The organism is Desulfoferula mesophila (assembly GCF_037076455.1).
Taxonomy (GTDB): Bacteria; Desulfobacterota; Desulfarculia; order Desulfarculales; family Desulfarculaceae; genus Desulfoferula; species Desulfoferula mesophila.
In genome coordinates, this window is record NZ_AP028679.1 from 1345444 (window position 1) to 1361491 (window position 16048).

A 16048-nucleotide genomic window follows, 5' to 3' on the forward strand; every position below is an offset into this window, starting at 1 on the left:
CGCTTTGAGCCACTTGACGTGGCCGGACGGAGCCGGGGGGTATGGCGGGTGCTGTGAATGAGTCGCGACGCCTTGATCAGCCATGCCTGTTCACTCCAGGATTGCTCCGCTCAAACCGGGCCAAGCATAGCAATTATCAGGGCCGCTGAATAGGCCGTTGTGCCTTGGGGCCGCTGAAAGCGCCGCGCCCGCTGGGCCGCCTCCCTGGCCGCCGGAGCGGGTTGATGGTACCCTTGCCGCCGAAAGTGGAGGACGCCCATGGAATTACAGGTGCTATTGGGAACCGCCCTGTCGATCGGCTTCATACACACGCTCATCGGGCCGGATCATTATTTGCCGTTCATCCTCATCGGACGGGCCCGGGGGTGGTCCCTCGGCAAGGTGATCCACCTCACCTTTTGGTGCGGCATCGGCCACGTGCTGAGCTCCGTGGTCCTGGGGGTGCTGGGGGTGGCTTTGGGCGTCGCGGTGGGCCTGTTGGAAGGCGTGGAAACCCTGCGCGGCGACATCGCCTCCTGGCTGCTCATCGGCTTCGGGGTGGCCTACGCCGCCTGGGGCTTGCGCCTGGGCCTGCGCTCCAGCGAGCACCAGCATCCCCACCCCCATCCCCACGAGCACCCCCACGAGGCCGATCCGGACCCGGGGCATCCCCACGAGAGCGACCACGGCCACGGCCACGACCCCGCGCAGGTGCACACCCACCAGCACCAGCACTCCCACAGCCATCTGGGCCGCCACGTGCACCTGCACGGCGACCCCAAGACGGTGACTCCCTGGGCCCTGTTCATCATCTTCGTGCTGGGGCCCTGCGAACCGCTGATCCCCCTGCTGATGTACCCGGCCGCCCAGGGTTCCTGGTGGGACCTGCTGTGGGTCACCTGCGCCTTCGGGGTGGTCACCGTGGGCACCATGGTGGCGGTGGTGTTTTTGATCTCCAAGGGCCTGCTGCACCTGGACCTGGGCTGGATGGAGCGCTACGTGCACGCCCTGGCCGGGGTGATCATCGCCCTGTCGGGCCTGTCCATCAAGCTCCTGGGTCTGTAGTCCCACCGCCCAGCAAGGGGTTCAGATAGGGGCCCTCGGGCATCACCGCCACCCGGCGGTGGGAAGCGCACAGCTCGCCTACCGTGGCCGGCAGATCCTCCACCCACTCCAGGCCAAAGGAACGGGCCTCCTCGGCCGTTAGGCCGGGGGCGTAGACCAGCACTCGCCCCGGATGTTCCATGCACTGGAAATAGGCCTGGGCTCCCCATTGGTCGATGACGAAGTTGGCCGGATCGGCGTGACGCTCCTTGAATCCCTGGAGCGTGCCGCACGCGCGCACCATGCGGCAAAATTCCTCGCCACCCAGTCCCTGGGCGCAATTGGTCACCCACAGCACCGTGCCGCCGGGCCAGACGATGCCCCTGGCCGCCAACAGGCCCTTGGAGGCCTGGTACAGGGTTTCGTCCAGGGGATGGCCCCCTCCGCTGGTGATCACCAGGTCAAAGGGCTCGTCCACCGACACCACCGTATGGCTGGCGGCCAGGGCGCAGCCCAAATGGTGGGCCTGGGGAAAGCTCCCGGCGAACACCCCCAAAAGACGGCGGCTACGGTCTATGACCACGTTGAGCATGAAGTCCAGGCCCGCGGCCCGGGCCACCCGGCCCACCTGCTCCTGAAAGGGGTTGTCGGCCAGCACCCCAGCCCGCAGGCCGGGGTGGGCGATCATGCGGTAGGAGTGCATGAAGTGCATGGTCTTGAGGGCCGATATGCCCGGCAGGATCGACTTGCCTCCCCCGGAGTAGCCGGCAAAGGGGTGGGGCTCGATGAGCCCGGTGACTATTTTCAGCTCGGCCGCCAAATAACGCCGGTTCACCGCGATGGGCTGGCCTTCGATGGTGTCCACCACCTCCAGGGAGGCATCGTCGCGGCAGTCGTGGTTTACCACCGGCCAGGCGGCGGCTATCTCCGGCCCCAGCAGCTCCTCCAGCTCGGTTCCCAGATTGGGCCGGTGCATGCCCGTGGCGATAAGCAGGGTGATGCCCTCGCGGGGCACCCCGGCGGCCAGCAAAGTCTCCAGCAGGGGAGGCAGCAGCAGGCGGTTGGGCACCGGGCGGGTTATGTCGCTGATCACCACGCAGGCGCTTTTCTTGCCTCGGGCAAGCTCGGTCAGGGGCGGCCCGCTCTGGGGACTGGCCAAGGCCCCGGCCACCTCGGCGGCCGGGTCGGCCAGGACGGGCAGCTCCCGCCCGGAGAGTAAATGGACGCCCCCCGGCAACTCCAGGGTGATTTCGTGGCGGCCGCAGGGTATGGCAACGCTGGGCATGATCCCTCCCTCTGGGTATTTGGCTCTACTATAAACCAGGAATGCGATTAGTGCCCAGGTCACTACAACACTGGAACCAGAGGCCTAAAAGAGTTATGCTTGGGCCGGTTGCCCTTACAGATTTTTCATCCCGGCATCAACACCCAGCGCCAACCTCGCTTGGGGGCGCCTGCCTCCGGCCGTAGCCGATACTTAATAAACGGGAAGGGGAGTGACATATGAGGAACAAACTTTGGCTGCTGCTGGCCCTGGTGGCCGCCTTGGGCCTGGTTTTGGGAGCCGGCCCGGCCATGGCCAAAACCATCAAAATCGGCCTCCTCGACTGCTACAGCGGTCCGCCCAGCACCTATACCAACGACGTGCGCGACGCCTTCAAGATGCACATGGACAAGGTGAACGCCAAGGGCGGCATCTGGGGCAACAAGTTCGAGGTCATCACCCGCGACACCAAGTTCAAGGTGGACCTGGGGCTGAGCCAGGCCAAGGAACTGATCATGCGCGAGGAGGTGTCCATGCTGGTGGGCACCATCAACAGCGCCCTGGCCCTGGCCCTGGCCGACCTCTGCCAGAAGGAGAAGATCCCCTTCTTCGCCACCTTCAGCAAGAGCGCCAAGATCAGCGGCGAAAAGGGTAACCGCTACGTTTTCCAGATCACCGAGAACACCGCCATGGTGGGCAAGGCCGCCGGGGCGGCCCTGGCCAAGAAGCCCTATATCAAGTATTGGATCGCGGGTGACGACTATGAGTACGGCCACGCCGTGGGCGAGGGCGTATGGAAGCAGCTCAAGAAGCTCAAGCCCGAGGTGCAGCTGTTGGGCCAAAGCTGGTGGAAGGTGGGCGAGCCCGACTTCACCCCCTACATCACCGCCATCTTGGCCGCCAAGCCCGACGCGGTGATCATCGCCACCGGCGGCCGCGACTGCGTGCCCTTCCTCAAGGCCGCCCAGGCCACCGGCTTCAACAAGAAGGTCCCCTTCTTCATGCACACCGCGGCCGAGCTGGCCACCCTGCGTCCCGTGGGCAAGAACGCCCCCGAGGGCGTGCTGGGCACCAGCAACTACTTCTTCTATTATCCCGACAGCGCGGCCAACAAGGCCTTTGTCAAGGAGTTCCAGGACGTCTATCACCGCCTGCCCACCGTGGGCGCGCTCTATGGCTACATCACCGCCCAGCTCATCACCCAGGCCTACCAGAAGACCAAGAGCCTGGACACCGAGAAGTTCATCGACGCGGTGGAGAACGCCACCGTGCAGACTCCGGTGGGGCCGGTGCAGCTTAGGGCCGAGGATCACCAGGCCCTGCTGCCCATGTACATGGGCGTTACCAAGAAGTCCAACCAGTACGACTTCCTGGTGGCCCACGACATCGTGACCATTCCCCCCGCCGAGGCCGCGCCCGACCTGGACGAGATCATGAAGGCCCGGGGCAAGTAATCCACTCCGTTTCGCAGCCATATCCCGGCGGGCTGGGCAACCACGCCCCGCCCGCCGGGGTCTAATCTTCTTTTTCGCTTGCTCCTCACGAGGTTTCCATGGATACGGCAAGCCACATAACCCTGGCCGCCTTGGGGCAACAGTTGCTGGTGGGGCTCAGCCGCACCACCATCTTGTTCATCGTAAGCTCCGGGCTCAGCCTTATCCTGGGAGTGCTCAGGATACCCAACGTGTCCCACGGCTCGTTGTACATGATCGGGGCCTTTGTCACCTATTCGGTGGCCACCTTCATCGGCGGCCAGACCGGCTTCTGGGTGGCTTTGGCCGTGGCCCCGGTGGCGGTGGGGCTGTTGGCCCTGGCCGTGGAGCGCGGCATATTCTGCCACCTCTACGAGCGGGAGCACCTCATGCTCCTGCTGTTCACCTTTTCGCTCATGCTGGTGCTGGGCGATCTGGTCAAGATGACCTGGGGCTCGGACTACCGTTCCCTGTCCGCTCCGCCCATGATGCAGGGCTCCTTCTCCCTGGGGGGCATGCCCTTTCCCCGCTACAACCTGTTTCTGCTGATCATGGGCCCCTTGGTGGCCCTGGGCCTGTGGGCCCTGACCAACAAGACCAAGATCGGCAAGATAGCCCGGGCCGCGGCGGTGGACCGGGAGATGGTGGCGGCCATGGGCATCAACGTGAGCTGGGTCTTCGCCTTCGTGTTCTGCCTGGGCTGTCTCATGGCCGGCCTGGGCGGCGCCCTGGTGGCCCCCACCCAGAACATCACCCAGGGCATGGACCACGCCATTATCATGGAGGCCTTCCTCATCGTTATCATCGGCGGCCTGGGCAACATGTGGGGGGCCTTGTTGGGCGCGGCCATCTTCGGGATCACCGACTCCATCGGCATCCTGGTGTGGCCCCAGTTCGCCATCGTCTTTCCCTACGTGGCGGTGACCATCGTGCTCGTGTTCCGGCCCAAGGGCCTGCTCAAGAGCACCTGGTAAGGGGAGGGCGATCGTGCAAAACCAAAAGTTGATAAGCTCGCGCAGCCTGATCCTGATGGCGGTGCTGTTGGCCGCCCTGGCCCTGTTTCCCAGCGTGGCCAGCCGCTACTACATCTACCTGGCGGCCCTCATGCTGGTCACCGGGCTGCTGGCCAGCAGCCTGAACATGGTGCTGGGCTTCGGGGGCATGTACCAGTTCAACCACGCCGTGTTCTACGGGGTGGGGGCCTATGCCGCGGCCCTGCTCACGGTGCGCGGCGGGGTGAGCCCCTGGTGGGGCTATCTGGTGGGCCCCCTGGCCGCCGCCTTGCTCAGCCTGATCATGGGCATCATCTGCGTGCGCCTGAGCAAGCTCTACTTCGGCATGCTGCAAATTTCCCTGGGCAGCCTGGTGTGGGCCGTGGTGTTCCGCTGGTATTCCTTCACCGGCGGCGACGACGGCCTGCACGGCGTGCCGGTGCCCCGGCTCATCAGCTCCGGCGAGGGGGCCTACTACTTCGTGCTCATCGTCAGCGTTCTCTGCCTGGCGCTCATGTACCTCATCGTCAACTCCCCCTTCGGCCGGGTGTTCATGAGCATCCGCGACAACCCGGAGCGGGCCGAGGCCATCGGGGTCAACGTGCGCCTGCACCAGCTCATCGGCCTGGTCATCGCCGGGTTCTTCGGGGGGGTGGCGGGCACCCTGTTCGTCACCGTGGAGGGCACCGTCTTTCCGGACATGCTCTTTTGGACCCTGTCGCTGGAAATCATCATCATGTGCCTGTTGGGCGGCTGGTTCACCTTCTTGGGGCCCATGCTGGGCGGGGCCATGGTGGTGGCCTTGCGCGCGGTGGTGGGCACCTACACCGACTATTGGACCATGGTGCTGGGCATCATCCTCATGCTGCTGATCTTCTTCCTGCCCGAGGGGGTGTTGGGCTTCTTCCTGGCCCGCCTGGGGCGCGGCCGGACCGCCAGGGAGGAGAACTGACATGCTCTCGGTGCAAGGACTGCGCAAATCCTTTGGCCCCTTTTTGGCGGTGTCCGACGCCAACCTGACGGTGGCCAAGGGCGAGGTGGTGGCGGTGATCGGGCCCAACGGGGCGGGCAAGACCACCCTGTTCAAGCTCATCACCGGGCAGCTGAAGCCGGACCGGGGCCAGGTGATGTTCAAGGGCGAGGACATAGCGGGCCTGAGCCCCCACCGGATATGCCGCCGGGGGCTGAGCCTCTCCTACCAGGTGGTGAGCGTCTTCCCGCGCATGAGCGTTTTTGAAAACGTGCGGGTGGCGGTGCTGGCCCGCAAGCGCCAGGTGCTGCGCCTGTTCACCCCGGCGGTGCGCCTGGCCAACGAGGAAACCTGGGAGATACTAAGCAACGTGGGCCTGGCCGACAAGGCCGAGGTGATCAGCGGCACCCTGTCCCACGGGGACAGCAAGGTGCTGGAGATGGCCATCGCCCTGGGCAACCGGCCCGAGCTACTCATCATGGACGAGCCCACCGCGGGCATGAGCCCCGAGGAAACCCGCGCGGCTAAGGCCCTTATCCAGCGGCTCAACGGCGAGCTGGGCATCACCATACTTTTCTGCGAGCACGACATGGAACTGGTGTTCAACCTGGCCCAGCGCATCATGGTCATGCGCCAGGGCGAAACCATCGCCCAGGGCACCTGCGACGAGGTCCGCTGCGACGAAAAGGTGCAGCAGGCCTACCTGGGAGGCCAGGGCGATGCTTGAGCTAAAGGGCGTGCATACCTACTACGGCCTGAGCCACATCCTTTTCGACGTGAGCCTCACCGTGGAGCGCGGCGAGGTGGTATGCCTGTTGGGGCGCAACGGGGCGGGCAAGAGCACCACCATGCGCTCCATCATGGGCCTCACTCCGCCCAAGCGCGGCAGCATCGTGTTCAAGGGCCAGGACATCACCACCATGAAGCCGCATCTCAGGGCCCGCCAGGGGCTGGGCTACGTGCCCGACGACCGCCGGGTCTTCGCCGACCTCACCGTGGGGGAAAATCTGGAAATAGTGGCCCGTCCCTCGGGAAGCTCCGAAACCTGGGACAAGGAGCGCGTCTACCGCTTCTTCCCGCCTCTGGCCGCCATAGACGGACGCCAGGCCGGGTTCCTCAGCGGCGGGGAACAGCAGATGCTCACCATCGGCCGGGCCCTGATGACCAATCCCGACTTTTTGCTTTTGGACGAGCCCACCGAGGGCCTGGCCCCCTTGGTGGTCAAGATGTTGGCGGATCAAATAGAGAGTCTTAAGCAGACCGGGCTGACCGTGCTTTTGGCCGAACAGAACCAGGAAGTGGCTCTAGGGCTGGCTGACCGAGGCTACATCATTGACAACGGAGTGATACGCTACTCCGGCACCATCGAAGACTTGCGGGCCGACGAGGAAGTGCGCAAACGCTACCTCATGGTCTGAGCTCTCGTCCGGCCTCCCGGCAACTGAAGACGGACCCCTTGGGCCCGGGCCGGCGGCGATGAAACTCAAATCCTCGGTTTTCTACAAACTGCTGCTTTTCATCCTGCCCCTGGTGGTGCTGCCCACCGCGGTGGTGGGCTACTATTCCATCCAGGCCTCGGTGGAGCGGGTGAACCGCCTGGTGCGCCAGGAGCAGATGGTGCAGGTGGAGGCGGCGGCCAAGAAAATCGACGACGTGCTGCATTCCTGCCGCATCGACCTGACCACCATCACCGGACTGCCCCTGATCGAGGACTACAACCTGGCCCGCTCCTTCCGCCTCAAGGCCGAGGCCGGCTTCAACCGCGACAACATCGTGCGCCTGTTCCAGGACTTTCTGGCCCGCACCCCCTTCTACTGGCAGCTGCGCTACGTGGACGCCGCGGGCAGGGAGCTCATCAAGGTGCGCCGGGGGCAAAAAGACCCTTCCCTGGGGCAAGCTGAGGCTTCCCTGCTGGCCGCGGCGCGCGGCCCGCTGTCCGGCGGGGCCTATTTTTCGGCCTTGCAGCAGAATCCGGAGCTGGGCGGGCTGGTCATGCACTGCGCCAGACCCACGGACAGCCCCTGGCACCAATTCACCGGCCTGGTGATCATAGACCTGGACTTCTCGCGCATTACCGAGATGGTGCGGACCATCAAGGTGGGCCAGCGGGGCTACGCCTTCTTGCTCAATCAAGAGGGCCGCAGCATCGCCCATCCCCACGCCCGCCCCTATGAGCTGGGGCCCGAGGCGGGGCCGGACAGCCTGCGCCACCTGGTGGCCGACATGGTCTCCGGCAACACCGGCTGGCGCACCTACCGCTTCCAGGGCGAGGAAAAGGTAGCCGCCTTCGCCCCTATCCCCACCCTGCGCTGGTCGGTGGCCGCCACCATTCCGGTGAAGGAGTTTCGCCAGGAGGCCGACGCCATCCAGGACCGGGTGATCCAGGTGATGGTCATCGCCCTGATCCTGGCGGTCACCGGCGTGAGCATCCTCTCCTACAACCTGCTCAAGCCGGTGCGCAGCCTGGCCGCGGCCACCGAGCGCCTGGCCGCCGGCCAATCGGCCGAGGAGTTGCCGGTCACCTCCCGCGACGAGCTGGGCGAGCTGACCCGGGCCTTCAACCGCATGAACCGCAACCTGGAGCGCACCCAGGCCGAGCTGGTGCGCAGCGAAAAGCTGGTCTCCCTGGGGCGGCTCAGCGCCGGGGTGGCCCACGAGATCAGAAACCCCCTGAGCGCCATGCAGGGGGCCATGGTGCACCTGCAGCGGCGGCGGGCCGACGACCCCCTGATAAGCGAGTACGGCAAGATCGTCTGCGAGGAGATCGAGCGCCTGAACCGCTTTGTCACCGAGTTTCTCTACTTCGCCCGCCAGGCCCCGCCTCAGCCGGTGCCCACCGATCTCAACGGCCTGGTCAAGTCGGTGCAGGCCCTGTTTAGGGCCGAGGCGGAAAAGCGCGAAATACGTTTTCACGACCTGTTGGACGAAACCCTGCCCCTGGTGCTCTTGGACCCCCACCAGATGGAGCAGGTCCTGGTCAACCTGCTGATCAACGCCATGGACGCCCTGCCCGCCGAGGGGGGATACATCACCTTCTCCACCACCTGGCAGCGTCCCCTGCCCGGGGTGGAGGGGCAGGTGCGCCTGGCGGTGGAGGACAGCGGCTCGGGCATCACCCCGGAGCAGCAGGCCAGCATCTTCGATCCCTTCTTTACCACCAAGGACGCGGGTACCGGCCTGGGGCTCACCCTGAGCCTGGGCATCGTGCAGGGCCACGGCGGCGAGTTGGAAGTGCGCAGCCGCCCGGGCCACGGAACCACGGTTATAATAAAATTACCCTATAGGCCCGCGGCCCAGCCGGACCGGGAGGAACTCGTTGGATAGCCCCCGCAAGATATTGGTGGTGGATGATCGCATCAACGCCCTCAAGGTACTCATGGCCATCCTGGCCGACGAGGGCTATGAGGTGCTCACGGCCACCAGCGGGGAGGAGGCCCTGGACCAATACCATTCCCATCCGGACCTGGACGTGGTGCTGGCCGACCTTAAGATGCCGGCCATGAACGGCCTGGACCTGTTCCGGCGCATGAGCTATGAGAGCGACGCCCCGCCTTTTGTCATCATGACCGCCCACGCCACGGCCCGCTCGGCGGTGGAGGCCCTCAAGCAGGGGGTGGCCGACTACCTGTTCAAGCCCCTGGACTACGAGGAGCTGTCCATTGTCCTGGACAAGGCCATACGCCAGCGGCGCATGTCCCGGGAGCTGGCCACCCTGCGACGCCGGGTGGAGGCCGAGGGCTCCTTCCACGGCATCATCGGCACCAGCCCGGTCATGGCCAAGGTGTTCGACCTGGTGCGCACCGTGGGCCCCACCGACGCCTCGGTGCTCATTCACGGCGAGACCGGTACCGGCAAGGAGCTGCTGGCCCGGGCCCTGCACGCCGAGAGCCCCCGGACGACCGGGCCCCTGGTGTGCATCAACTGCGCCGCCCTCACCGAGTCGCTTTTGGAGGGCGAGCTGTTCGGCTACGTGAAGGGGGCCTTCACCGGGGCCGCCGGTGACAAGAAAGGCCGCCTGGAGCTGGCCGACGGGGGCACCCTGTTCCTGGACGAGATCGGCCATATGAGCCTGGCCCTGCAGGCCAAGCTGCTGCGCTTTTTGCAGGAGCGCACCTTCGAGCCGGTGGGAGGCAACACCCCCCGGCGGGTGGACGTGCGCCTGCTTGCCGCCACCAATCAGGACTTGAAGCAGCAGATCGAAAAAGGCAAGTTCCTGGGCGACCTGGTTTATCGCATCGAGGTGATCGGCCTGGACCTGCCGCCCTTGCGTCAGCGCGGCGAGGACATCCCCCTGTTGGTGGAGTATTTCGTGGACCGCATGTCCCAGCGCTACTCCAAGCCGGTGCTGGGGGTCAGTTCGCGGGCCATGCAGGCCTTGATGGAGCACCCCTGGCCGGGCAACGTGCGCCAGTTGGAAAACGTGGTGGCCCGGGCGGTGATCCTCTCCAAGGGCCAGCGCCTGGGCCTGGAGGACTTCTCGGACCTTTTGGGGGAGGAGGAGGCCGCCGAATCGCCGGACGGGGGCATCATCAGCGGCCTGCCCGAGGAGGGGGCCACCATCAAGGACATGGAGCGCGAGCTCATCGAAAAGACCCTGGCCCAGTGCGGGGGCAACAAGAGCCAGGCCGCCAAGCGCCTGGGCATCTCCCGCAAGGGGCTCTATGAAAAACTGGAGCGTTATGGCCTGGCCGAGAGTCAGGACTAGGGCCGCGCTGCTGCTGCTGGCCGGGCTGTGGTGCCTGGCCGGGGCGGCGTGGGCCGCTCCCGCCTCCGAGCCCGGCGAGATCGTGCTGGGGGTGCCCACCAGCCTCACCCTGCTGGAAGGCCGCGAGAGCCTCATGGCGGTGCGTCTGGCCGTGGAGGAGATCAACGCGGCGGGCGGGGTGCGCCTGGGCCCGCGGCGCCTGCCCCTCAAGGTGCTTCCCCACGACCTGCGGGGGGCCGCCCTGGGCGTGGCGGTGGAAGACGCGGTGGCCTCCCTGGGCGGCTTCCTGCAAAATCCCCGGCTCAACGCCCTGGTGGTGGGGCCTTTCCGCTCCGAGGTGCTGCTCAACTCCCTGGACCTGCTGGCCCGCCGCAAGATCCCCCTCTTGGGCACCATCGCCATGACCCCGGCCTCGGAGGCCATGGTGCTCAAGAACCCGGCCTACGCCAACCTCTTCCGGGTGAGCCTCAACACCAGCTACCTGGTGGATTACCTCACCAGCAGCATGCGTTTTCTGGAGGAGCGCTTCGGCTTCAAGCGGGTGTACATCCTCAACCAGGACGTGGCTTGGGCTCGCACCACCGCCTCCAGGATGATCCGCCTGTTCTTCCGCCGGGCGGGCTGGCAGGTGTTGGGCCAGAAAAGCTTCCCCAGCGGGGCGGGGGATTTCTCCCAGGCCCTGGAAGAGGCGCGGGCCCAAAAAGCCCAGGTGCTGCTGTGCATCTTCGATTCGCCCCACAGCGGCCGTCTGGCCCGCCAATGGCGGCGGCTCAAGGTGCCGGCCCTGCTCTGCGGTTTCGTCTCCCCCCTGGTGGGTTCCGAGGCCTGGCAAGCTTACCGGGGCCAGGTGGCGGGCAGCCTCAACGTGATCTTCGAGCTGGGCAACCTGCCCAGCCGCCGCTATCCCCCGGCCACGGCCTTTTACCGGGCCTTTCAGCGCCGCTGGGGGCGGGAGGTCCAGTCGGGCCACGGCCCGGCGCCCTCCTACGAGTCGGTGTACATCCTGGCCAATGCCATGGAGCGGGCCGGCAGCTTGGAACCCGCCGCCCTGGTCAAGGCCCTGGAGGCCACCGACCGCCGGGGCTGCATGGGCCGGGTGCGTTTCCACCCCGACCATCAGGCTTATTTCGGCCAAGACCCCCAGCGCGAGGCCCTGGCCGCGGTGATCCAATGGACCCCCCAAGGCGCCCGGCGCATCGTGTTCCCTCCGGCCATCGCCGAAGGAGATATTGAACTGCCCGCCTTTGTGCCCATGCCCTAGCTGTTACCATTCGACACAATCGCCTGGTTTCCGTTACCAATGGTAACTACCCCCCTTAACATCTCGGAAATCGCGACGAAATAGCTTCACGCCCGGTGAAAGCCCTCCTAGGGGCGGCTTTTGTGTTACCCCGGGTAACACCAACGGCATGGTCCGTTTTACTGTATTCGTAATAAACATATAAATATCTGTAAGTTACCCGGATAGCGACTGGTTGGACCACAACTTGCAATTGTGTCGAGTCACACCCCGCGCAGCGAGCAGCGGCAGCAGGGGAATGGGGTGGCGCAATTTTTTGGTATGGGGCCTGACGCTCCACCAAACCTAACGGGGAGGACTTTAGATGAGGAAGTTGACCTGCTTGACGGCCGTCGCCCTGCTCCTGACCGCCTTGTTCCTGGCGCCGACCGGGGCCTTGGCGGCGGACAAAATCGTTATCGGGGTACCCACCTCCTTGAACTTCTTGGAAGGCAAGGAAGCCAACAACTCGGTCAAATTGGCCGTGGATGAGATCAACAAGGCGGGCGGGGTCAAGGTGGGCGGCAAGATGCTGCCCTTCGTGGTGGAATCCATCGACATCCGCGACGCCGCGCCCGGCGTGCCGGTGCCCGAGGCCCTGTTGGGCATTGAAAAACTGATCCTGGAGAAAAAGCCCAACGCCCTGGTAGTGGGTCCCTTCCGCTCCGAGGCCCTGTTGGCGGGCATGGACATGCTGGCCAAGCACAAGGTGCCTCTGTTGGGCACCATCGCCATGAGCCCCAAGACCGAGGCCAAGGTGGCCAGCGACCCCAAGTATAAGTACGTGTTCCGCGTCTCCCTGGACGCCAAGTACTTCGTGGGCTACATCGCAGGCGTCATGGGCTTTTTGGGCAAGGAGTTCGGCTTCAACAAGGTGTTCATCATGAACCAGGACGTGGCCTGGGCCCGGGCCACCGCGGGTATCATGACCAAGATTTTCGAGGGCAAGCTGAAGTGGAAGGTGGTGGGCCATGAGACCTTCCCCACCGGCGCCAGCGACTTCGCCCCGGCCCTGATGAAGGCCAAAATGGCCGGCGCCCAGGTGATCATGCCGGTGTTCGACATGCCCCAAAGCGGCATCCTGGTCAAGCAGTGGAAGGCCATGAAGGTCCCGGCCCTGATGGCCGGCTTCATCAGCCCCCTCACCGGCCCCGGCGCCTGGAAGACCTTTGACGGCAAGATCGGCGGCGCGCTCAACGCCATCTTCGAGTTGGGCAACATCCCCAGCGCCAAGTACCCGCCCTCCAAGAAGTACTATGACGCCTACCAGGCCAAGTACGGCGTGCCCCTGGAGGCCGGTCACGGCCCGGCCCCGTCCTATGCCTCGGTGTACCTGCTCAAGGCGGCCATCGAGAAGGCGGGCTCTCTGGACCCGGACGCCATCGTGGCCGCCCTCAAGGCCACCGACGCCCAGGGGGTGATGGGTCACATAAAGTTCAGCAAGGGCAACCAGCTCATCTACGGCAACGATCCCCAGAAGGAAGCCCTGGGCTGCTTCTTCCAGTGGACCGACGACGGCAAGCGGCTCATCGTCTATCCCCCGGCCATCGCCGAGGGCACGATCAAGCTGCCCGCCGGGATGAAGGCGGCCAAGTAGCCATCCCAGTGATCGCATAGCCGGGGGGGGCGTGGCTCCCCCCCCCGGCCCCTTCCCCAAAAACTCTAGCGGCGGCGGGTTCTCCCGCCGGCGGGGTACGGGCGAACCATGCTTGAAGGCACCCTGATATACGGCTTCATCAACAGCGTCATCCTGATGCTGGTGGCCCTGGGCTTCTCGGTCACCTTTGGCATCAGCGGAGTGGCCAACTTCGCCTACGGCGCTCTCTACATCATGACCGGCTACCTTTCCTGGCTGGGGCTGCACTCCCTGGGCCTGCCCTATTGGGTGGCGGCCCCGCTGGCGGTGGTGGTCACGGGGGCGGTGGCGGCCATGATCTACTGGTTCATCCTGCTCAGGGTGCGCGGCCTGGTGGTCAGCGAGGTCATCGCCACCTTCGGCGTGGGCCTGGCCATCCTGGAGCTGTTCCGCTCCCTGGGCTTCATCGGCTTCGAGTACACCCTGCCGCCCATCATCGACGCCTCGGTGATGATCGGCGACACCTACGTGGACGCCCAGCGGCTGTGCATCGTGGCCACCGGCATCCTGCTGGCCGCCTTCCTGTGGTTCTTCACCCACTACACCAAGACCGGCCTGGCCTTCAGGGGCATCGCCCAGGACGAGCGCACCGCCCTGACCCTGGGCATCAACGGCGACAAGGTGGCCGCCTTGTCCGTGGCCTTTGGCGCGGGTTACGGGGCCCTGGCCGCCCTGGTCATCCTGCCCCTGGGCACCATCGCGGTCAACGAGGGCTACAACGTGCTGGTCAACGCCCTGGCGGTGTGCATCGTGGGCGGCCTGGGCAGCACGGTGGGCATCATCGTGGCCAGCTTCCTGATCGGCTTCGCCCAGATACTTACCTCCACCTACCTGGAGACGAGCTGGATGATGATCGTCAGCCTAGTGGCCATCCTGGCCATTTTGGTGATCAAGCCCTCGGGGCTCTTTGGCCACCAAAAGCAGCTTGAGGAGCGCATCTGATGGCACAACGCAAAGAGCGCATAGACCGGGGGATCAAGGTCCGCAGCGACGATGTGTTCGTCCTCACCTCCTGGCGCGAAATGCTCTACCTGGCCGCCCCCCGGGTGGTGCCGGTGGTGGCCCTGTTCGTGCTGGGCCTGGTGGCCGGGCCCTATTGGGAGCGGGTGCTGATATCGACCTGTATGTTCGCCCTGCTGGCCATAAGCTGGGACCTGCTCAATTCCGCGGGCATGGTCTCCCTGGGCCAGGCCCTGTTCTTCGGGGTGGGGGCCTACATCGCGGGCACCCTGAATCACTACCTGGGCCTGCCGCCGGGGCTCACCATCCCCATCGCCACCCTGGGCGGGGGCGTGCTGTGCACCGTGGCCCTGTTGCCGGTGCTGCGCCTCCGGGGCATCTACTTCGCCATGGTCACCCTGATCCTGCCCATGATGATCGAGCGGGTGATCGAGGCCACCAAGATCTTCGGGGGCACCGAGGGCATCAGCGGGCTGAGCACCCTGGGCAGCAACAACCTGGAGTTCTGGCTGGCCGCGGTGGCGGTGTTCGTGGCCCTGTTCGGCTTCCGGCGCATGATGGGCACCGACTACGGCCTGTTGCTCAAGGGCATCAGCGACAACGACCGGGCGGTGATGAGCGCGGGCATGAACATCTACCACTACAAGGCCCAGGCCCTGTTCATGTCCTCGGCGGTGGGGGCCTTTGCCGGGGCCTTCATGACCCACGCCTACCAGTTCGTGGGCATGCCGGTTTTCGCCCTGGACTACTCCATGATCCCCATCGCCTCGGTGGCGGTGGGCGGCATGGGCACCCTGGCCGGCCCCATGCTGGGCAGCTTTATCCTGGTGCCCCTGTCCGAGCTTCTGCGCGGGCTGGGAGGCCTCAGGGTGGTGATCTACGCGGTGATACTGGTGGTGTTCACGGTGGGGCTGCCGGAGGGGATTTTCCACTACCTGTCGCGCAAGTACAACCAGTTTGAGCGCTGGGTGGGGGTGGAACGATGAATAACAACCAAGAAATAATTTTGCAGGCGGAGAACCTGTCGCGCTACTTCGGCGGGGTAAAGGCGGTGGACGGGGTGAGCTTCAGCCTTCGGCGCAACGAGGTGCTGGGGGTCATCGGCCCCAACGGCTCGGGCAAGACCACCCTGGCCAACCTGCTCACCGGTTTCGTCAAGCCCAGCAAGGGCAAGGTCATCTTCGAGGGCAACGACATCACCGGTTCGCCGCCCTACAAGGTGGCCGATCTGGGTATCGCCCGCTCCTTCCAGATGGTTAAACCCTTTTATCAGCTTCCGGCCTTCAAGAACCTCAACGTGGCCCTGCTTTCTCCCCGGGTGCGCCGCCTGGCCGGCGGCCGCTACGGCGACCGCGACGCCATGGCCAAGGACCTGTTGGAGGAGGTGGGCTTCGAGCGGGACTCCTGGGTCATCTCCCACCAGGCGGCCAGCCTGCCCCACGGATATCTCAAGCGGCTGGAGCTGGCCAAGTGCATGGCCCTGCAGCCCGAGGTGATCGTCCTGGACGAGCTTTTCTCGGGCCTGTCGTTGGCCGAGGTGGCCTCCCTGGTGCCGGTGATCGAAAAGCTGGTGCACCAAGGCAAGACCCTGGTGATGATCGAACACCGGCTCAAGGAGCTGTTCCGCATCGCCGACCGGGTCATCGTATTGAACTTCGGCCAGAAGATCGCCGAGGGCGAGCCCGCCCAGGTGATGGAAGATCCCCAGGTCAAGGGCGCCTATCTGGGCAGCGAGGCGGAGGAGTAA

The 16048-nt window shown here is 65.4% G+C and carries 14 protein-coding genes; 13 read left to right on the forward strand and 1 reads right to left on the reverse strand.

Translation table 11 applies throughout. The annotated features are described in order from the left end of the window. The first annotated feature begins 258 nt into the window (after positions 1-258). On the forward strand, positions 259-1044 hold the full coding sequence (locus AACH32_RS05905) for an urease accessory protein UreH domain-containing protein (protein ID WP_338605857.1): 786 nt from the start codon (positions 259-261) through the stop codon (positions 1042-1044). Here the strand turns inward: AACH32_RS05905 and larA are convergent. Then, positions 1025-2308: a nickel-dependent lactate racemase gene (gene larA, locus AACH32_RS05910; RefSeq protein ID WP_338605858.1), complete on the reverse strand. Its 1284-nt coding sequence runs from the start codon at positions 2306-2308 to the stop codon at positions 1025-1027. The genes AACH32_RS05905 and larA overlap by 20 nt on opposite strands. Before the next feature lie 218 nt (positions 2309-2526). Here larA and AACH32_RS05915 point away from each other — a divergent pair, with 218 nt between their 5' ends. From AACH32_RS05915 to AACH32_RS05970, 12 genes are all read left to right on the forward strand, one after another. Continuing rightward, positions 2527-3741: an ABC transporter substrate-binding protein gene (locus AACH32_RS05915; RefSeq protein WP_338605859.1), complete on the forward strand. Its 1215-nt coding sequence runs from the start codon at positions 2527-2529 to the stop codon at positions 3739-3741. 98 nt (positions 3742-3839) lie between these two features. Continuing rightward, complete coding sequence (locus AACH32_RS05920) at positions 3840-4733, forward strand: branched-chain amino acid ABC transporter permease (RefSeq protein ID WP_338605860.1); 894 nt, start codon at positions 3840-3842, stop codon at positions 4731-4733. A 13-nt stretch (positions 4734-4746) separates the two neighbouring features. After that, a complete protein-coding gene (locus tag AACH32_RS05925; protein ID WP_338605861.1) occupies positions 4747-5703 on the forward strand; it encodes a branched-chain amino acid ABC transporter permease in 957 nt (318 codons plus the stop codon). 1 nt (position 5704) lies between these two features. Continuing rightward, on the forward strand, positions 5705-6448 hold the full coding sequence (locus tag AACH32_RS05930; RefSeq protein ID WP_338605862.1) for an ABC transporter ATP-binding protein: 744 nt from the start codon (positions 5705-5707) through the stop codon (positions 6446-6448). Then, entirely contained in the window at positions 6441-7139 is a 699-nt protein-coding gene (locus tag AACH32_RS05935) for an ABC transporter ATP-binding protein (RefSeq protein ID WP_338605863.1), read from the forward strand. Before AACH32_RS05930 ends, AACH32_RS05935 begins: the two co-directional genes overlap by 8 nt. Before the next feature lie 58 nt (positions 7140-7197). After that, positions 7198-9045: an ATP-binding protein gene (locus AACH32_RS05940; protein WP_338605864.1), complete on the forward strand. Its 1848-nt coding sequence runs from the start codon at positions 7198-7200 to the stop codon at positions 9043-9045. Then, entirely contained in the window at positions 9038-10426 is a 1389-nt protein-coding gene (locus AACH32_RS05945; RefSeq protein ID WP_338605865.1) for a sigma-54-dependent transcriptional regulator, read from the forward strand. Before AACH32_RS05940 ends, AACH32_RS05945 begins: the two co-directional genes overlap by 8 nt. Continuing rightward, positions 10401-11687, forward strand: a complete 1287-nt coding sequence (locus AACH32_RS05950) for an ABC transporter substrate-binding protein (RefSeq protein ID WP_338605866.1) — start codon at positions 10401-10403, stop codon at positions 11685-11687. The genes AACH32_RS05945 and AACH32_RS05950 overlap by 26 nt, the downstream gene beginning before the upstream one ends. Before the next feature lie 343 nt (positions 11688-12030). Continuing rightward, the gene (locus AACH32_RS05955; RefSeq protein ID WP_338605867.1) at positions 12031-13302 is read left to right on the forward strand and encodes an ABC transporter substrate-binding protein; all 1272 of its coding nucleotides are present in this window, start codon (positions 12031-12033) and stop codon (positions 13300-13302) included. Between the two features lie 108 nt (positions 13303-13410). Further along, the gene (locus tag AACH32_RS05960; RefSeq protein WP_338605868.1) at positions 13411-14283 is read left to right on the forward strand and encodes a branched-chain amino acid ABC transporter permease; all 873 of its coding nucleotides are present in this window, start codon (positions 13411-13413) and stop codon (positions 14281-14283) included. Further along, the gene (locus AACH32_RS05965) at positions 14283-15287 is read left to right on the forward strand and encodes a branched-chain amino acid ABC transporter permease (protein WP_338605869.1); all 1005 of its coding nucleotides are present in this window, start codon (positions 14283-14285) and stop codon (positions 15285-15287) included. The genes AACH32_RS05960 and AACH32_RS05965 overlap by 1 nt, the downstream gene beginning before the upstream one ends. After that, positions 15284-16048 carry an ABC transporter ATP-binding protein gene (locus AACH32_RS05970; protein WP_338605870.1) on the forward strand — a complete coding sequence of 255 codons (765 nt, stop codon included), beginning with the start codon at positions 15284-15286 and terminating at the stop codon, positions 16046-16048. The genes AACH32_RS05965 and AACH32_RS05970 overlap by 4 nt, the downstream gene beginning before the upstream one ends.